The following is a 15,942-nucleotide window of genomic DNA, read 5'->3' as shown; positions in this document are numbered from 1 at the left end:
TTTGGAAGTTGATGCTGAGCGCCAGTGCACCGAATGGCGAACTGCGGTTTCGGGCCTCGACCCAGTGCCTGACCTGAGACGGGCGATCTGAGCCGGTTTTTTTCACCTGCAATCCTTTCACCACCTTGTCGTCGTCCGATCTGGTGTGACCTTTTGCAGCATTCTCGAGTGTGGCCATCACGAAAAACAGAGGCCCGCAGCACAAGCGCTGTCCAGGGCCTCTGTCCAACATTCAATCACTTTGGGGCATGGCCGAGAACGGACCGCACCAGGAATGCGCCACGTTACAGGAATTGACGCCAGAAACGGTAGGAATTCTCAAGTTTCCGCAACCTGTCCTTCTCCCTATCCGTCAATTTCTCCCAACGGGTGGAAAGCGTGGTGATTTCCCTGTGAAGCTCTTCCATGTGCCGATCTGCATACTTCCGCAACATGTCCTCCTCCTATTTGATAGAAGCACTACTTGAAGTATAAAATGCCAGAAGAGTCAGAAAGACTGCAAATTAACTATTTTTCATAATTCGAATATTTAGATTTTTATGTTTTATTCGTCATGAAAATTTATTCTCGGCAACCAGAACAATTGAAGACACAATAATTTGTTTGCGTTACTGATTTTGACTTCAAGACAGCACTCAAACTCTTTGCAGGCCATAAATAGAACTCAAACCCATCTCGGCACCGCCCAATGCTTGACACCTTCGTCAAAATTTGGAACAAAACAAGAACAGATGAATTTGATTCTCGATTTCCGGCCGCTTTGCATTCGTATCTGGTCACGGGACTGGACTGACAGTTTGAAATTCGCCTCGCGGGCGCTGAGGGCTGCCTCCCCTTCTGTCCGCCGTTTGATCCGGTCCCTGCCACCGCCGCCTTGCGCAGGGACCGGATACTTTTAGGTTTCCGGGATTTGGGGCTTCATCAGGTCAAAAAGCTCCGGACGCTCCTGGACACGTGCAATCAGCAGACCGCCTTCCAACTGCGCCAGCACTGCCAGGCTCTGTCGTTCAATCTCCTTTGCCGGACGCCCCTCCCCCCAGTCTGTTTGGGACAAGCTGATGCGAAGCCAGTTCTCTGCCCGATCGAAGAAACCTTTCGCTTCCTCTGCGACGGAAGCCGGCAATCCTGTAGCCTCTGCCGCCAGAACGCCGCACAGGCACATCTGCCCGTCCTGTCCCAGCGCCTTTGCAAATTCATCGTGAAGCCTGGTCAGCAAATCCTGTGCCCGCGTAGGACTGTCTTCCGGGTCTCCGAGGGCCTCAAGAAACCGGTCGGCATATCGGCGAGCAACCTTCGCTCCAAGATCGGCCTTGGTGGGAAAATAGTAGTGAACACTGGAGCTTTTCACCCCCACACCTGAGGCGATCTCCCGGAAACTGAAACCGTTGTAGCCGTTTTGACGGATCAACCGCTCGGCCAGGTCCAGGATTTTCGTTTCCGTTTCTGCGTTTGATTGGGGCAATTCGGTCATCCTCATCTATCAACTGATAGATAGGGGTTGATTTCAATTTTCTCAACACCAATATCTCGCAAGTTAAATCTACCTATCAGTAGATAGATAAATGGAGACAACAAATGACCAATTCGATTGCAATCATTCAAGGCGGAACTTCAGGGATGGGCCTGGCAACTGCACACAGGCTCGCCAGACGGGGAACCCCGCTCGTCCTGATCGGGCGAAGCGCGGATAAGCTGGCATCAGCTCAAAAGGAACTGGAAACCGTTTACGGAGCTGCCGTCGAGGTGTGGCAGGCCGACGTGACAGACAGAGAAAGTGTCGAGACCCTCGTGGAGCGGATAGAAAATCTGGACCGACCGATCGGTTATCTGGTCAATGCTGCGGGCTATTTCAGCCCGAAACCGTTTCTTGACCACACCGGTGATGACTTCGATCTCTATCATGCGTTCAATCGGGGAACCTTCCAGATCACGCAGGCCGTTGCGCGAAACATGAGCAACGCCGGCAAAGGTTCAATCGTCAGCCTCGGATCCATGTGGGCGCATCAGGCAGTCAAGGCAACGCCCTCTTCCGCATATTCAATGGCCAAGGCAGGCCTTCATGCCCTGACGCAACACCTGGCCATGGAACTTGGCGACAAGGGCATCCGGGTCAATGCGGTGGCTCCGGCGGTTGTCGAAACACCGATCTACGGCGCTTTCATTCCAGAAGATCAGATCTCGAAAACTCTCCATGAAGGCTTTGACGCATTCCATCCGATTGGCAGGATCGGAAAACCGGACGATGTGGCAGCCACGATCGATTTTCTCCTGTCCGACGAGGCCGATTGGGTCACAGGAGCGATCTGGGATGTCGATGGCGGCGTTATGGCCGGCAGGAATTAGGCCCACCGAAGCAGGCAGTTTCAAAAAGATGCGTGGGGCCGTGGGTATTTCCACGGCCCTATCGCATACTGGCGTCGCAAAATAGACTATTCCGGCAAGGCTTCCACATAATACCAACGGCCGGACTTTTTGCGAAAGCGGCTGAGCTCGCGATGTGTATTGAGTTTCCCGCTGGACAGATACCTTGCCTCAAAGAGCACTTTCCCATCCCGGTCACCCTCAGCGCCTTTTTCCGTTTCAAGAACGGTTAATCCGGCCCAGTGGTTCTCGGTCGCCCACCTTGCAGTCGCAGCCGTATCGAAACCTTCCTGGTACTTCGGCCAAAGCGTATCCTTCAGGTAAGAGATGTTTTCGCGCACATAGGCACTGTAGCGCGACCTCATCAGGGCTTCGGCCGTTTTCGGAGAACCGTCTCCTCGAAGGTAAGGTTGGCAACAAACGTCGTACGCCGCACCACTGCCGCACGGGCAGGCTTCATCGGACATTTGTTCCTCCTGCAATCAAGTCTTGCGCGCTCTCTACCACTTGGCCTTTCCCAACGCTATGGTTCTCTTTAACAATTGGCATAAGCGGGCGGTGGCATGAAACTGGCGACATTCAACATGGAATCCTTCGGCTCCGATCGCTTTGACATGGCTGCCTTGAGACCACGCCTTGCCGCCCTGCGCCCGAAGATTCTGGAACTGGAAGCCGACATTCTGTGCCTGCAGGAAGTCAACGCGCAAAAACTCAGAGGCGCTTCACAACGCCAATTTCAGGCGCTGGATCTGTTGCTGCACGACACACCGTACCAGGACTATTACTGCGTTGCGAGTGAACGCGAACCGGGCAAAGGCCCGGGCCAGAGGCACAATCTCGTGGTTCTGTCCCGGTATCCGATCAAAAATCACGAGAGCCTGTTCCAGCACCATGCCAACGCGCCGAAATGGCAACCGAAAACCGCTGAACCGGCTTATGACGAACCTCAGGGAATTGAATACGAACGCCCCATCCTGAAGACGGAAATCGATCTGGGGGAAAAAAGACCCTTCCATCTGTTCGTCGTTCACCTGCGTGCGCCGATCGCCGCAATGATACGCGGCGGTAAAAACGAGGACCGCAACTGGAAGAGCCTGTCAGCCTGGGCGGAAGGTTATCAGCTTTCGGTTCTCAAACAGATTTCCCAGGCCCTGGAACTTCGCATTGCCGTTGAATCCCTGTTCGATGAGGATGAAAACGCGCGGATCGTCGTCACCGGAGATTTCAACGCAACGGGTGAAACAGGAACGCTCAGGCTGTTACGCGCCGACCCCGATGACACTGGCTCACCGGATATGGCAAACCGACGCCTGTTTCAGCTGGACGCTTCGCTGCCGCCCGATCGACGCAAGACCGTCATTCATAGAGGCAAGGGACAAGCACTGGACCATATCCTTGCGAGCGCCGAAGTAACGGACAAGACCTTGAGCGTGAAAGTGTTCAACTACGAGCTGCCCGATGAGGTCTTTGACGCTGGCAGCAGCGATTACGCTGGCTCGTATCATGCTGCCATGCGCGCCGAATTCGACCTTTGAGATTGCTTGGCTCAGCCTTTTCTCAAGGCTTCAGAGAACTGATATACCCTGCCAGATTGGCGATCTCGATGTTGCCAAGCGACATGTCTGGCATCACCGGATGCGGGTTTGCCAGAAAGGTTGCCAGTTTCGCCTCCGACCAATCGGGATCCTTCGCAATGTCGTAGAAGCTCGGCAAGGTAACGCTCGACGCCGCCGGCTGCTCTTCAGCAACAAGATGACAGGAAGAACACCATTGGAGAGCAAGAGCTTTTCCGGCGTAAAGGTCAGCAGCCTGCGCCGATGTCTGCCCTGCAGAGATAATCGAAGCAGCGGCAAACAGGATCAAAAAACCTGCTCGTGCCATTCCGGAAACTCTTGCCGGAAATGGAAGTGGAATGCGGATCATCTACGCCTCCTCGCATCACGGAACTCATGAAGCTGGGGCTTCAGACTGGATGACTTTCAAAGGCCTGACCTTGCGTTGAATCAATCACAAGGCGAAAGCATGGTCCTCACGCGCTTTTCTATTGCCTCCACAAGACGGCTCCGACAAACTCCGGGCTCAGCAAATTGCAGGAGGTGCGAGTGAGACGTCATCTGAATTCCTTTTTGCGCGCAACATCTGTTGCCATCACGCTACTGGCGTTTTCAGGCCAGGCGGTTCTTGCTCAAGACGCCCCAATCTATTCACTGAAAGACCGCTTCAATCCAGTTGTTGCGCAACACGGGATGGTCGCCAGCCAGGAAGCCGTTGCAACGAATGTCGGCGTCGACATTCTGAAAAAGGGCGGAAATGCGGTGGATGCAGCAATCGCAACCGGATTTGCGCTCGCCGTCACCTTGCCACGCGCCGGAAATCTCGGCGGTGGTGGCTTCATGTTGATCCACATGTCCGGCAGCGACGCCACCGAGGCGTTGGACTATCGGGAAAAAGCGCCTGCCGCGGCCTACAAGGACATGTTTCTGGGACCGGATGGGGAACCCGACAAGCAAAAGTCGCGCTATTCCGGGCTGGCCATTGGCGTGCCCGGAACCGTTGCGGGCTTCGCGGCCGCCTACAAGAAACACGGAAGCGGAAATCTGACCTGGGCGGACTTGATAACTCCTGCAATCGAACTCGCCGACAAGGGCATAACCGTTACGCCAAGCCTCTCCGCAGCGCTGATGGCGCGGCTGGACCGATTGACCAAAGACCCTGCGACTGCGGAAATCTTCTACAAACAGGGATCAGCTCCCTACCTGCCGGGCGAGACACTCGTTCAAAAGGATCTCGCAGGCACCTTGCGCCTGATAGCCGACAAGGGTGTCGATGGTTTCTACAAGGGTGAGGTTGCACAAAACATTGCAGCCAAGGTGCAGGCCGCCGGCGGTGGAATGACGGTCGAGGACCTGGCCACCTATGAACCGGTCTGGCGCGCCCCGGTCACCGGGTCTTACCGGGGTTATGAAATTGCCTCCATGCCTCCCCCGTCGTCAGGCGGTGTCCATATCGTTGAAATCCTGAACATTCTCGAAGGATTTCCGATCCGGGAGTTCGGCTCAAACTCGGCGGATTCGATCCACGTGATGGCGGAAGCCATGAGGCGGGCCTATGCCGACCGGTCGAAGTATCTCGGCGATCCGGATTACGTCACCGTGCCGGTCAAGGGACTGACCTCGCCCACCTATGCGGACATGTTGAGAGAAACCATCCGGATGGATGCGGCAACTCCGTCCGAGGAGATCAAACCGGCCGATCCTTATCCGTATGAGAGCAACGAAACGACCCATTTCTCGGTTGTCGACAAGGACGGCAACGCCGTCTCAAACACATATACGCTGAACTTTTCCTATGGCGCTGGCCTGACGGCCGACGGAACCGGCGTGCTGCTCAACAACGAACTGGACGATTTTTCCGCAAAGCCTGGCGTGCCCAATGCCTATGGCCTGATCGGCGGCACTGCCAATGCGGTCGAGGGTGGCAAGCGCCCGTTGTCATCCATGAGCCCGACACTCGTCTTCAAGGATGGCGATCTCTACCTGGCAACCGGCTCTCCAGGTGGCAGCCGGATCATCACGACCACGTTGCAGATCATTCTCAACGTCATCGATCATCAGATGAACATCGCGGAGGCAACGGCAGTGCCACGTATCCACAATCAGTGGCTACCTGACGAGATCCGGATCGAGGAAGGCTTGTCACCGGATACCATCAGGCTTCTGGAAGCCCGGGGGCATGAGGTCAATCTCAAGAACGCCATGGGGTCGACCCAGTCAATCATGGTGGTGGACGGCATTCTTGCGGGAGCTTCCGATCCGCGTCGTGCCGGTGCCCTGACGGCTGGTTACTGAGCCTCAGGCGGATAGCGCCTGTTCAATGTGCTTGGACTGTCGAGGTCTCTGAGATGCTGAAAGAAGCTCTCAGCGGCCACGGCCAGGAAAGACACGAGCAACACACCTATGTAAGTGGAATGCTCCAGAAGCTCGGCCCGGTCACCGACAATCACATCGAAAATCGTGAAGCCGAGAAAAACGGCAATGGACACGGTGATCGCCAGATCGGTCCGGTAAGCTACCCCGGGCCGTCCCTGAAACAGGCGGATGGCGGCGGCAACGAAAAACCCCGCGGCGGCGAATTCGACGATACCCGCGAAAATCAGGGTCGCCTGTACGTATGCCGGGTCCAATGCCAGCTTGTCGAAATACATGGAAAACTTCTCGACACGGTGGTTTCCCCACCAGTGCACGAAGCCGACATCCTGCCGCGCGAAAAACTTGTCCAGACCGTTGAGCAGCCAGAAGAAAAACCAGAACGCGATTACAACGGCAGTGATAGGTTGACGAAAAACAGCCATGATCGTCCGCAACTGAATTCAATTGTTTGATGCTGAGCCCGTTCTAGCAACAAGGAATTGAATTTTGGTTACGCTTCACATTCGCGTGAGCGCCCTTCCAGAACGTCACTGAACTGTCCATGAACCGAAGTGCAAGCTGTCTCTCAATTCTCCTCGGCCGCACGTGCGAGACCAAAGGTCTTTCGCACCATGGATGCAAACCGCCTGTCGAGATTGAAACGCTGCTGCGAGGTCATTTCCGGCCAGACAATCTGAGATCCGACAAAGGCGGCGTATTCCAACTGGGCAATGTCGCGGGCTTCCTCTTTGGTCAGCCCTTCTTCAACATAAAGCTCAATGACAAAATCCGTCCGGATCCGGTCGACATCCCGCACTGTCTCGCACGCAATGGAGTTGGACTGTGCGAACTGGCGCACTGCCCGCTCCAGGTCCTGGTCCAGATGATTGGCAAGGTCCGAGAGCATTTGCGCCCGATCCTGCAGCTGATGACCCAGTATCTGGTCGGCAACATCAATCGTGTTCTGCTGCTTCCACGCCGCCAGCAAAGCTTCAAGAAACCCGTCATGATCCTCGAAGTGATGGTAGAATGATCCTCGGGTCCTTCCGGCGGATTTGCACAGCGCCTCGACGGTCAGGCCGGCTGCCCCATCCTTTGCCAGTTGTGCAAGACCCAGCTGCAGCCAGTCGTCTCTTTTGAACCGCTTTCGCGTCGTCATTGAACTCCACCAAGAACACCAAGCAGGAAGATGGGCAGAAACAGCCAGCCTTGCGGCATGTTCTTGTACTTTTGTCCTTTCAGCGGCGGAACAGCAAGACCGAGAATGCAGAAGGAGGCGGTAAGCGCCGTTGCCATCCAGGCAAGATCCAGGCTTTCAGCCCGAACACCTGCAATCGCAAACATGACCGCAATCGCAGCCAGGACAATGGTCACGATATGCCAGCAATAATAGGCGACATATTTGGGAACCGGATGAAGATCCGCAGCTCTCAGAAGTGGCACGGCGATGCTTCGTCCCCCCAGGAACGTATGAAGCAGACAGACAAAAACTGATAACCCTGCAGCGACAAGCAAGTAAGCATTCATATTTACCTCCATAACATACCATACTGTATGGTTTGTAATAAATCAGAAAGCGCCCCGATCGCAATGCGGTCGTATGCCGCGTCCTGCGTGCCCTTTCGCACAAACAGCAAATTCAACCGAATTGACAGTTCGAAAAGCCGGTGATAGCGCTATTCAAAGCGCTTTGGAAAATATGCCGAAGCACATTTCCTAAATAGACTTTCTGAACCGGGAGGGCTCAAATGCCTATCAGAACCGTCGTCTGGGGCGAAAACGTCCATGAGCAGCACAACAAGATTGTTGCAGGTCTATACCCTGACGGAATGCATAGCTGCATCGCCGACGCGCTGAATGCCGACCCGGAAATTGAGGCGACAACGGCAACCCTCCAGGAACCTGAGCACGGCCTGAGCGAGGAGCGTCTCGCCAACACGGACGTGCTGGTCTGGTGGGGACACGCAGCACACGGCGACGTCGCCGACGAAATCGTCGAAAGGGTTTGCGATGCCGTCTGGTCCGGCATGGGGATGATGTTCCTGCATTCGGCGCATTTCGCCAAGCCGTTCAAACGGTTGATGGGAGCCCCCTGCAACCTCACCTGGCGCGAGGCTGGCGAGCGGGAACGGCTATGGGTCACAAGCCGGAACCATCCGATCACCAAAGGCCTGCCGGACAGTTTCGAGCTTGAAATGGAAGAAATGTACGGTGAACCTTTCGGAGTTCCCGAGCCCCTGGAAACGGTCTTCATCAGCTGGTTCCAGGGTGGCGAGGTCTTCCGTTCCGGCCTGACCTACAAGCGTGGCGCAGGCAACATCTTCTACTTTCGTCCGGGTCACGAAACATACCCGACCTATCATGATTCCAATGTTCAGACCGTTCTGAAAAACGGCGTGAAATGGGCTTTCAATCCAATGGCTCGCATTTCCGATCCGAATGCAGCACCGAACGTCCCCGTTGATGCAGCACCGGAAAAGATCGAAGAACGCGGGCCGAAACTTCACGAGGAGGGCGAAGAGGGTTACCGGTAATACTGTTCCGGCCACCTTCAACATTTCAGAGACCGGGCGCACAGCCCGGCCACCGCTCGCTCTGCTGAATTTCACCGTCGGAGATTTTTCATGACGTCGACAACCCACCCCGTCCGGTTGCTTGTCCTTGGCACCGGCAACATGGCCCGCACCCACGCATCGGCTTTTCAGACCATCCCAGGTGTAAAAATGGTTGCCGGTGTCGACAGGCGCCCTGAGTTCCTTGCAAGTTTCTGCGAAGACTTCGGGATCGAAAACCGTTTCGAAACCCTGGAGGAGGCAATCGCCTGGAGAGACTTTGACGCGGTTGCAAATGTCACTCCGGACGCTGCCCACCACCCGACAACCATGCAATTGCTGGAAGCCGGCAAGCATGTTCTTTGTGAAAAGCCGCTGGCAACCAATGCCGGGGACGCGCGTGAGATGACCGAACTTGCCAAGGCAAGGAACCTGATCGGCATGGTCAATCTCAGCTATCGCGATGTCGCTGTCCTGCAAAAAGCGGCAGAACTTGTGTCAAACGGCACGATCGGAACGCTGCGCCATTTCGAGGCCTCCTATCTTCAGAGCTGGTTGACCCAACCTGCCTGGGGTGAATGGAGGACAGAAAGCCAATGGCTCTGGCGGCTATCAACCGAACATGGTTCCAAGGGTGTTCTGGGTGATGTCGGCATTCATATTCTGGACTTTGCGACATTTGCCGCGGGAAGTCCGGTAGCCGAGCTTTCCTGTCGCCTGAAGACCTTCGACAAGGCGGAAGGCAACCGGGTCGGCGAATACAGGCTCGACGCCAATGACAGCTTCACTCTGCAGGCAGAACTTGCAAACGGAGCCCTGGGCACCATTTCCGCAACCCGGTTCGCTTCCGGTCACCTGAACGATCTTCGCCTTCGCCTCTATGGGGATGAAGGCGGACTGGAAGTTTCGTTTGAGAAGAAAGTCGAGAAGCTGAGGGTTTGCCGAGGTCCGGATCTGCTGGAAGCGAACTGGACAGAGATTGCCGTGGACCCTGTACCGACTGTCTATGAAAGGTTCGTCGAAGCCGTTCGCACAGGCACATGCGGTGAACCGGACTTTGAACATGGCGCACGTTTGCAATCGGCATTGGACGCCGCCGAACGTTCCCACGTCGAAGAGGGCAGGTTCCTGAAGCTCTAAAAGACGATGATTTCAACCGGATCTGCAGCGGAGCGGGACGGCTCCGCTGCAGGATAGGTACTTGAGGCAAAGTTGCACCGCAGCAAGGCCGCCGTTGGCCAACCGCCTCTCCGCTTGATGCAACTCGACATTATCTCCCGCCTCCTGAAACTTCGTTCATTCCCCTCGTCGGGTTTTTGTCAATTTTTAGATTAAACGCGTTTTATCGCTGCTGAACGGCAGGATTGCGCTGTTTCGGACTTTCCAAAAAAATATCGGGCCTGAAAAACAAAAAACCAGCGTTCTTTCGAACGCTGGTTCCTGAGCCTCTCGGCTAAAACTGGAGCGGGCGATGGGATTCGAACCCACGACCCCAACCTTGGCAAGGTTGTGCTCTACCCCTGAGCTACACCCGCATAGTGTCCCGAGCGCTTGGCGGTGGCCGCCTCGTCGTCGGTGGCGCAGTATATGAACTATGCTGAGACGGATTGCAACACCGAATTTGCAGAAAAATTTTTAGCCGCCTTTCTGTGGATTTCTTGTACACCCGATTTCGGAAAAGCGCAGATTCCCGCCGCTTTTGAAGACGCTTTTCTCTTGCTGGAAGCTTATGAAACGCGTTAGACAGCGCCAAAGTCAAAATTTTCTAGGAAAAAAGATGCCAGCGACCCGCGACGATCTGATGGGCTTCTTCAAGGATCTCGAAATTGAAGTCACAACTGTCGACCATGCGCCTGTATTCACGGTCGCTGAATCCGGCGACCTGCATGACAGAATCCCGGGTGGCCACACCAAGAACCTTTTCATCAAGGACAAGAAAGGCCGCCTTTTCCTGATCGTGGCACTGCATGACGCTGAAATCGATCTGAAGAAAGTGCACCAGATCGTTGGCGGTCAGGGACGGGTATCGTTCGGCAATGCCGAGCTCCTGATGGAAGTGCTGGGTGTGGAGCCTGGCTCTGTGACACCGTTCTCGCTGATAAATGACAGGGAAGCGCTGCGTGTGACGCCCGTATTCGATGCCGCAATGATGCAGCACGAGATCCTGAACTATCATCCGCTAAAAAACGACGCGACAACCGCGATTACCGGCGGTGATCTCATCAAGTTTGCGAAGGCCTGCGGCCACGATCCACAGGTTCTGGCCGTCAGCGAGGAAGCCAAGGCGGCTGGCCTCTAGGCTGGGCGCCCGCAATCGCGGACCTAGATATAAGAATCTCTTCAATCAAGCGTTTGTAATTCAGGCGCAGTGGCTCCATGTTATGGGCCAGTTCAACCAGGTGACGGTTATTTATTGGGCCGGGATGCGAAAGGCACCGGCCGCAACACACGAGGCGGGCATATGAGCAACGGCAACTACAGCATGGGCGGTCAGGTTGGTGGCGGATTTGGCGCCAGCATGGGCGGCGGCTATGGCGGCCAGGGAGGCGGCGGCTTCGGTGGCGACGGCGGTAATGGCGGTGGCGGCGCTCCGGCGGGTGACGACCTGATTTACGATGTCACCACGCAGACTTTCATGGCGGACGTGATGGAAGCGTCCCGACAGCAGCCTGTGCTCGTTGACTTCTGGGCGCCCTGGTGCGGCCCGTGCAAGCAACTGACACCGATCATCGAAGCTGCGGTCAAGGCCGCTGGCGGCACGGTCAAACTTGCAAAGATGAACATCGACGATCATCCGGAAATCGCAGGTCAGATGGGCATTCAGTCCATTCCGGCAGTGGTTGCGTTCAAGGATGGTCAGCCGGTTGACGGCTTCATGGGCGCGCAGCAGGAAAGCCAGATCAAGGCCTTTATCGAAAAGGTCGGCGGCCCTGCACCGACCAACCAGGCGGACGCCTACCTGGAACAGGCGGAAGAACTGCTCGCAGCAAATGATTTCGGCCAGGCCGCGCAACTCTTTGGCGCAGTCATGCAGATGGAGCCGGATAATGTGAAAGCGATTGCCGGTCTCGCGCAATGTTACCTGGGCGCGGAAGATGTCGAGCGTGCCAAGCAGACCCTCGATCTTGTTCCTGAAGAAAAACGGTCAGAAGAAGCTTACACAGCCGCGAAGGCTGCTCTCGAACTGGCCGAACAGGCAGCCTCGCTTGGCGACCTTGCCGATCTTCACGACAGGATCGCCAAGGATCCGCTGGATCTTCAGGCACGTTTCGACCTCGCACTCGGCCTTAACGGCAAAGGCGACAAGGAAGGGGCTGTGGACCAGCTTATTGAAATTGTCCGCCATGACCGCGAGTGGAATGAGGATGGTGGCCGCAAGCAATTGCTGCAGTTTTTCGAAGCCTGGGGCTTCAAGGATCCGGCCAGCGCATATGGAAGACGCAAACTCTCCGCCGTTCTGTTTTCTTGACGATTGTCGGGCCTGACACATTTAGACAGGGCAATAGCACGCTGACGGCATTGTAAAAAAGCCAAACAAAGAAGGCGCGGAGATGCAGGCGGGAAATGCCATTTATGAAACGATTGCGGACCTACCGCCTGTATTGCCTGTCTTCCCGCTGTCCGGTGCCCTTCTTCTGCCCCGAACCCAGCTTCCGCTGAACATCTTCGAGCAGCGCTACATCGACATGGTGGATGAAGCGCTTTCGGGCAACCGCCTGATCGGTATGGTGCAACCTTCCCCTGACCGATTGTCAGCGGACCCTGACGAACCGGTGCTGGCGAGCGTCGGCTGTGTCGGCCGCTTGACCAGTTTTCAGGAGACCGGCGACGGCCGATACCTGATCACGCTTCAGGGCATCACCCGTTTTGCGCTGGGTGAGGAAATCAGCTCATTTGCGAAGTACCGTCAGGTCGAATGCGACTTCGCAGCCTTTTCCCATGACCTCAAATGCGGTGAAGGTGAAGAGGATGTCGACCGGAACGGACTTTTGAAGACCTTGCGCAATTATCTGGACGCCAACAACTTGGAAGCGGACTGGCAAAGCGTGTCGGAAGCTGAGACGGAAGTTCTCGTCAATGCACTTTGCATGATGTGCCCCTATGGCCCGCAGGAAAAGCAGGCCTTGCTGGAGGCACGTGACCTTAGAACCCGTGCGGAAACGCTTATCGCCATCACCGAAATGGATCTTGCCAAATCACAGAATGACGGCGGCTCGACGCTGCAGTGACCCTGCGCTCTTTGACCTGAAAGACCGAATGAATGAACGACACCACAATCGAACGCCCGGTAGACAGAAAACTGCTTGAGCTTCTCGTCTGCCCCGTGACCAAGACAACGCTCGAATATGATCCGGAGGCCAAAGAACTGATCTCCAGATCCGCGAAACTCGCCTACCCGATCCGCAACGGCATTCCGATCATGTTGCCGGAAGAGGCAAGACAACTGGAAGACTGATCTACGCTCGCAAATAAAATGAATACGAAAAAGCCCGGTCCAGATGGCCCGGGCTTTTTTTGTCTGCGCAGCTCTTTGAAGTATCAGAAACCGCGGAACAGAGGCATCAGGTTGATGATGATGATCTGGCGAATGAAAATGATGGCCAAAAGCAGGATCACCGGAGAAATGTCCACACCCCCAAGGTCCGGCATGAAGCGCCGTATCGGACGTAGGGCGGGTTCGGTGAGATTGTACAGTACCCGGCCGATCGAATTGATGAACTGGTTGCTCGAATTGACGATGTTGAAAGCGTAGAGCCAAGAAAAGATCGCACTGGCAATGATTACATAGGTATAGAGTTCCAGCGCGATGAGGATGACGTTGAAAAGGGCTGTCATGGTCCGGTCCGTTGCCTTTCGAAAGCTTTCTTTATCTTCATGTAGCTTCAAGACAGGCCAGCTGCAAGACGGGGCGACTTCCAACATGAATTTGTTTGTAACAAGACTTAACGCCACCGCCACCAGGAAGGGCAGCGATGCTTAAATGCAACAGTCTCACAAAACCCGGATTCCTTAGGGTTTGAGTAAGGCTGCTTCGTGCTATCTTCGCCTGCAACAAGATTCCGTCTGGATATGACTTATATGAAAAAGCTGTTGTCCCGCATCGCGCTCGCTCTTTCGCTGAGCGCAGCCTCCACCGCCGCCCTGGCGCAAAGCGGTGAAATTACCGGTCAGGACGCCAATCGCCAGTTCGTGATCGATCTCGGTATCGGGGCAATCGCCAAGCCACGTTACGAAGCGGCTGATTCCTACCTGATTTATCCGTTGCCGATCATCTCTGTTGGCCGCTTTTACCTGCCCGGCCTCGGCCAGGTGGTTGATGGCCGCCGCAAGAGTGGTGTGTTCTTCTATCCGGCGTTCAACTTTCTTGGCGAGCGCAAGGCCAGCGACAGCAATGACCTGACCGGCACCAGAACTGTTGACTGGGCGCTGGAACTGGGTCTGGGCGGTGGTCTTCGCGGTGAGCACTGGCGTGCATTTGCCGAACTGCGGCAGGGCTTCAACGGCCACCATGGTCAGGTTGGCCAGCTTGGTCTCGACGGCATTGTCTACCCGACCGAAAAATGGGAAGTCAGCTTCGGTCCGCGCGCGGACTTCGCGTCGGAAGACTACATGGACACCTATTTCGGCGTAACCTCTTCGGAAGCTGCAAACAGCGGTGGTCGCCTGACGGCATATAATGCAGGCGCCGGCTTCAAGAGCGTCGGTCTGGCCGCACGTGCCAGCTACGATTGGAACGAAGATGTCCGCCTTCATATTCAAGGTGGATATGACAGGCTGATCGGCGATGCCGCTGACAGCCCGATCGCCAGGGGCGGCAGCAAGGACCAGTTCAGCCTGGGTCTTGGCGTCAGCTACCGCTTCGCGTTTGACGTATTCAAGTAAGCGCCAAACGCAGCGGACAAAGAGTTAAGTGGGCTGGCCTACCTAAAGGCCGGGGCAAAAGGGGGCTGGGGGGCCTCCTTTTTTTCTTTTATCGCCAGCAAGAGTGCTTCATGAGCTGCCAAAAGGTGACGCATTCAACCGCGACCGGGCCTGGATGAGTTCTCCGGGCTCGTTTTCACAGACGCTTCGCACGCCAAGGCTCCTTTCAAAAGCCAGACGTTTTCCTAGTACGAGCACTTGATCAGTTCGATCCCGCGCGGCAGCTTTGTGTTCTCATCGCCGCAGGCACCCAGAATACGGCTGGGGTCGAGATTTTGGGCTCCCGTCAAGTCCGCGCCCACAAGACGCGTCCGACGCAACAGCGCACCATCGAAATCCACATTGGTCAGATTGGCGTTGGTCAGGTCCGAGCTGACAAGGCGAACTCCCGTGAAGTCCGCGCCGGAAAAGTTCGCGCCATGCGCCTTGATCCGGTCGAGTTTGCCCTGACGAATGCGCGCATTTTCGAAGTCCGCGCCGGAAATGTCTACCCGCTCGAGATTGACTTCATCCATTTTTGCGCCCTTGAAGGACGCATCTTCCATCACGGATCGGATCAGGGTGACGTTTCGCAAATCAGCGTCATCGAAAACCGCATTGTTGGCGATACTGGCATTGAGGTCAGCATCCCTGAGATCCACTCCCGTCAAATTGGCATTGGACAGGTTGGCTTTTTCCAGATCCACCGAGCGCATGCTTGCATCGGTGAAGTCGCTGCCTGAAAAGTCGGCTCTTTCAGCTTCCGCGCGCCTGAGGTCCGCATCCTGAAAGTTCGCGTTGGGAAGAACGGCTTCCTTCAAATCGGTCTCACGCAGATTTGCCCGCTGAAAATCTGCTTGTTCCACTGTAAGGAATCTGAGCTCGGCCAGTCGCAGGTCGCAACGCGGACATCCGCCGTTCTTTTTGATCTCAGACATTCGTTCGGCGTCGCTTCCCGCAAGCGCCCCGGTCGACGCGGCCCACAGGGTCATCACGCTCAGGCAACCTGCCGCAAACCGGATAATCCTATCGCTCATCGCATTTCCCTTTTTCCTACATCTTATCAAAATAGGTATTCAGACCGGCAGTTTAAGAACCGTTGCCTTCAACAAAATCGAATTTGTATGAAAAAGATATTAGAACCTTGCAAGAATTGCAGCCCAGGGTGCAAATTCCGGCACAAGTTCACTTTTGCGAGCTGATTTGGCTTGAAAACTGTG

20 protein-coding genes and 1 tRNA gene are annotated in these 15,942 nt (G+C 55.5%); 11 read left to right on the top strand and 10 right to left on the bottom strand.

Features of this window, described 5'->3' with window-relative positions:
* Positions 1 to 284 precede the first annotated feature (284 nt).
* The gene (locus ABLO27_RS25245) at positions 285 to 434 is read right to left on the bottom strand and encodes a hypothetical protein (protein WP_352947320.1); all 150 of its coding nucleotides are present in this window, start codon (positions 432 to 434) and stop codon (positions 285 to 287) included.
* 461 nt (positions 435 to 895) lie between these two features.
* A complete protein-coding gene (locus ABLO27_RS25240; protein WP_353036863.1) occupies positions 896 to 1,471 on the bottom strand; it encodes a TetR/AcrR family transcriptional regulator in 576 nt (191 codons plus the stop codon).
* Positions 1,472 to 1,575: 104 nt separating this feature from the next.
* On the opposite strand from ABLO27_RS25240, the gene ABLO27_RS25235 reads away from it, so the two are divergent.
* A complete protein-coding gene (locus tag ABLO27_RS25235; RefSeq protein WP_353036862.1) occupies positions 1,576 to 2,343 on the top strand; it encodes an SDR family NAD(P)-dependent oxidoreductase in 768 nt (255 codons plus the stop codon).
* Positions 2,344 to 2,429: 86 nt separating this feature from the next.
* Here ABLO27_RS25235 and ABLO27_RS25230 read toward each other — a convergent pair whose 3' ends face one another.
* Entirely contained in the window at positions 2,430 to 2,828 is a 399-nt protein-coding gene (locus ABLO27_RS25230; protein WP_353036861.1) for a YchJ family protein, read from the bottom strand.
* A 96-nt stretch (positions 2,829 to 2,924) separates the two neighbouring features.
* Between ABLO27_RS25230 and ABLO27_RS25225 the strand changes: the two genes are divergently transcribed.
* Positions 2,925 to 3,896 (top strand): endonuclease/exonuclease/phosphatase family protein, encoded by a 972-nt coding sequence (locus tag ABLO27_RS25225; RefSeq protein WP_353036860.1) that lies wholly within the window; start codon positions 2,925 to 2,927, stop codon positions 3,894 to 3,896.
* Positions 3,897 to 3,918: 22 nt separating this feature from the next.
* Here ABLO27_RS25225 and ABLO27_RS25220 read toward each other — a convergent pair whose 3' ends face one another.
* Positions 3,919 to 4,284, bottom strand: coding sequence for a c-type cytochrome (locus ABLO27_RS25220; RefSeq protein ID WP_353036859.1), 366 nt, complete (start codon positions 4,282 to 4,284; stop codon positions 3,919 to 3,921).
* Positions 4,285 to 4,463: 179 nt separating this feature from the next.
* On the opposite strand from ABLO27_RS25220, the gene ggt reads away from it, so the two are divergent.
* Positions 4,464 to 6,209, top strand: coding sequence for a gamma-glutamyltransferase (gene ggt, locus ABLO27_RS25215; RefSeq protein WP_353036858.1), 1,746 nt, complete (start codon positions 4,464 to 4,466; stop codon positions 6,207 to 6,209).
* Here ggt and ABLO27_RS25210 read toward each other — a convergent pair.
* The 3 genes from ABLO27_RS25210 to ABLO27_RS25200 all read right to left on the bottom strand — a co-directional run bounded on the left by ABLO27_RS25210 (position 6,203) and on the right by ABLO27_RS25200 (position 7,796).
* Entirely contained in the window at positions 6,203 to 6,712 is a 510-nt protein-coding gene (locus tag ABLO27_RS25210; RefSeq protein WP_353036857.1) for a hypothetical protein, read from the bottom strand. The two genes, ggt and ABLO27_RS25210, sit on opposite strands and share 7 nt — an antisense overlap.
* A gap of 143 nt (positions 6,713 to 6,855) precedes the next feature.
* Positions 6,856 to 7,428 (bottom strand): TetR/AcrR family transcriptional regulator, encoded by a 573-nt coding sequence (locus tag ABLO27_RS25205; RefSeq protein WP_353036856.1) that lies wholly within the window; start codon positions 7,426 to 7,428, stop codon positions 6,856 to 6,858.
* Positions 7,425 to 7,796, bottom strand: a complete 372-nt coding sequence (locus ABLO27_RS25200) for a hypothetical protein (RefSeq protein ID WP_353036855.1) — start codon at positions 7,794 to 7,796, stop codon at positions 7,425 to 7,427. The genes ABLO27_RS25205 and ABLO27_RS25200 overlap by 4 nt, the downstream gene beginning before the upstream one ends.
* A 221-nt stretch (positions 7,797 to 8,017) precedes the next feature.
* On the opposite strand from ABLO27_RS25200, the gene ABLO27_RS25195 reads away from it, so the two are divergent.
* Together ABLO27_RS25195 and ABLO27_RS25190 are read left to right on the top strand one after the other, a co-directional pair.
* Positions 8,018 to 8,803, top strand: coding sequence for a ThuA domain-containing protein (locus ABLO27_RS25195; protein ID WP_353036854.1), 786 nt, complete (start codon positions 8,018 to 8,020; stop codon positions 8,801 to 8,803).
* 90 nt (positions 8,804 to 8,893) lie between these two features.
* Positions 8,894 to 9,961: a Gfo/Idh/MocA family protein gene (locus ABLO27_RS25190; RefSeq protein ID WP_353036853.1), complete on the top strand. Its 1,068-nt coding sequence runs from the start codon at positions 8,894 to 8,896 to the stop codon at positions 9,959 to 9,961.
* 320 nt (positions 9,962 to 10,281) lie between these two features.
* Here ABLO27_RS25190 and ABLO27_RS25185 read toward each other — a convergent pair.
* Positions 10,282 to 10,356, bottom strand: a tRNA-Gly gene (locus tag ABLO27_RS25185).
* A gap of 52 nt (positions 10,357 to 10,408) precedes the next feature.
* Here ABLO27_RS25185 and ABLO27_RS25180 point away from each other — a divergent pair.
* The 5 genes from ABLO27_RS25180 to ABLO27_RS25160 all read left to right on the top strand — a co-directional run bounded on the left by ABLO27_RS25180 (position 10,409) and on the right by ABLO27_RS25160 (position 13,277).
* Entirely contained in the window at positions 10,409 to 10,564 is a 156-nt protein-coding gene (locus ABLO27_RS25180; protein ID WP_353036852.1) for a hypothetical protein, read from the top strand.
* Between the two features lie 34 nt (positions 10,565 to 10,598).
* Positions 10,599 to 11,120: a prolyl-tRNA synthetase associated domain-containing protein gene (locus ABLO27_RS25175; RefSeq protein ID WP_353036851.1), complete on the top strand. Its 522-nt coding sequence runs from the start codon at positions 10,599 to 10,601 to the stop codon at positions 11,118 to 11,120.
* 162 nt (positions 11,121 to 11,282) lie between these two features.
* The gene (trxA, locus tag ABLO27_RS25170) at positions 11,283 to 12,290 is read left to right on the top strand and encodes a thioredoxin (RefSeq protein ID WP_353036850.1); all 1,008 of its coding nucleotides are present in this window, start codon (positions 11,283 to 11,285) and stop codon (positions 12,288 to 12,290) included.
* Positions 12,291 to 12,372: 82 nt separating this feature from the next.
* On the top strand, positions 12,373 to 13,050 hold the full coding sequence (locus ABLO27_RS25165) for an LON peptidase substrate-binding domain-containing protein (RefSeq protein WP_353036849.1): 678 nt from the start codon (positions 12,373 to 12,375) through the stop codon (positions 13,048 to 13,050).
* Positions 13,051 to 13,082: 32 nt separating this feature from the next.
* The gene (locus ABLO27_RS25160) at positions 13,083 to 13,277 is read left to right on the top strand and encodes a Trm112 family protein (protein ID WP_353036848.1); all 195 of its coding nucleotides are present in this window, start codon (positions 13,083 to 13,085) and stop codon (positions 13,275 to 13,277) included.
* An 83-nt stretch (positions 13,278 to 13,360) separates the two neighbouring features.
* Here ABLO27_RS25160 and ABLO27_RS25155 read toward each other — a convergent pair whose 3' ends face one another.
* Complete coding sequence (locus ABLO27_RS25155) at positions 13,361 to 13,657, bottom strand: YggT family protein (protein ID WP_353036847.1); 297 nt, start codon at positions 13,655 to 13,657, stop codon at positions 13,361 to 13,363.
* Between the two features lie 243 nt (positions 13,658 to 13,900).
* Here ABLO27_RS25155 and ABLO27_RS25150 point away from each other — a divergent pair, with 243 nt between their 5' ends.
* Complete coding sequence (locus ABLO27_RS25150; RefSeq protein WP_353036846.1) at positions 13,901 to 14,704, top strand: MipA/OmpV family protein; 804 nt, start codon at positions 13,901 to 13,903, stop codon at positions 14,702 to 14,704.
* A gap of 224 nt (positions 14,705 to 14,928) precedes the next feature.
* Here the strand turns inward: ABLO27_RS25150 and ABLO27_RS25145 are convergent, their stop codons facing one another.
* Complete coding sequence (locus tag ABLO27_RS25145) at positions 14,929 to 15,759, bottom strand: pentapeptide repeat-containing protein (protein WP_353036845.1); 831 nt, start codon at positions 15,757 to 15,759, stop codon at positions 14,929 to 14,931.
* Positions 15,760 to 15,942 lie beyond the last annotated feature (183 nt).

It is taken from the genome of Roseibium sp. SCP15, from assembly GCF_040329435.1.
GTDB lineage: Bacteria > Pseudomonadota > Alphaproteobacteria > Rhizobiales > Stappiaceae > Roseibium.
Note: the sequence above shows the minus strand (reverse complement) of the source record. Positions and strands in the feature narration are given on the sequence as shown.

Excerpts from the sequence above, each read along its gene's own strand:
- ABLO27_RS25245 (WP_352947320.1), bottom strand. The coding sequence starts at position 434 with ATGTTGCGGAAGTATGCAGATCGGCACATGGAAGAGCTTCACAGGGAA.
- ABLO27_RS25240 (WP_353036863.1), bottom strand. The coding sequence starts at position 1,471 with ATGACCGAATTGCCCCAATCAAACGCAGAAACGGAAACGAAAATCCTG.
- ABLO27_RS25235 (WP_353036862.1), top strand. The coding sequence starts at position 1,576 with ATGACCAATTCGATTGCAATCATTCAAGGCGGAACTTCAGGGATGGGC.
- ABLO27_RS25230 (WP_353036861.1), bottom strand. The coding sequence starts at position 2,828 with ATGTCCGATGAAGCCTGCCCGTGCGGCAGTGGTGCGGCGTACGACGTT.
- ABLO27_RS25225 (WP_353036860.1), top strand. The coding sequence starts at position 2,925 with ATGAAACTGGCGACATTCAACATGGAATCCTTCGGCTCCGATCGCTTT.
- ABLO27_RS25220 (WP_353036859.1), bottom strand. The coding sequence starts at position 4,284 with ATGATCCGCATTCCACTTCCATTTCCGGCAAGAGTTTCCGGAATGGCA.
- ABLO27_RS25210 (WP_353036857.1), bottom strand. The coding sequence starts at position 6,712 with ATGGCTGTTTTTCGTCAACCTATCACTGCCGTTGTAATCGCGTTCTGG.
- ABLO27_RS25205 (WP_353036856.1), bottom strand. The coding sequence starts at position 7,428 with ATGACGACGCGAAAGCGGTTCAAAAGAGACGACTGGCTGCAGCTGGGT.
- ABLO27_RS25200 (WP_353036855.1), bottom strand. The coding sequence starts at position 7,796 with ATGAATGCTTACTTGCTTGTCGCTGCAGGGTTATCAGTTTTTGTCTGT.
- ABLO27_RS25195 (WP_353036854.1), top strand. The coding sequence starts at position 8,018 with ATGCCTATCAGAACCGTCGTCTGGGGCGAAAACGTCCATGAGCAGCAC.
- ABLO27_RS25190 (WP_353036853.1), top strand. The coding sequence starts at position 8,894 with ATGACGTCGACAACCCACCCCGTCCGGTTGCTTGTCCTTGGCACCGGC.
- ABLO27_RS25180 (WP_353036852.1), top strand. The coding sequence starts at position 10,409 with ATGAACTATGCTGAGACGGATTGCAACACCGAATTTGCAGAAAAATTT.
- ABLO27_RS25175 (WP_353036851.1), top strand. The coding sequence starts at position 10,599 with ATGCCAGCGACCCGCGACGATCTGATGGGCTTCTTCAAGGATCTCGAA.
- trxA (WP_353036850.1), top strand. The coding sequence starts at position 11,283 with ATGAGCAACGGCAACTACAGCATGGGCGGTCAGGTTGGTGGCGGATTT.
- ABLO27_RS25165 (WP_353036849.1), top strand. The coding sequence starts at position 12,373 with ATGCAGGCGGGAAATGCCATTTATGAAACGATTGCGGACCTACCGCCT.
- ABLO27_RS25160 (WP_353036848.1), top strand. The coding sequence starts at position 13,083 with ATGAACGACACCACAATCGAACGCCCGGTAGACAGAAAACTGCTTGAG.
- ABLO27_RS25155 (WP_353036847.1), bottom strand. The coding sequence starts at position 13,657 with ATGACAGCCCTTTTCAACGTCATCCTCATCGCGCTGGAACTCTATACC.
- ABLO27_RS25150 (WP_353036846.1), top strand. The coding sequence starts at position 13,901 with ATGAAAAAGCTGTTGTCCCGCATCGCGCTCGCTCTTTCGCTGAGCGCA.
- ABLO27_RS25145 (WP_353036845.1), bottom strand. The coding sequence starts at position 15,759 with ATGAGCGATAGGATTATCCGGTTTGCGGCAGGTTGCCTGAGCGTGATG.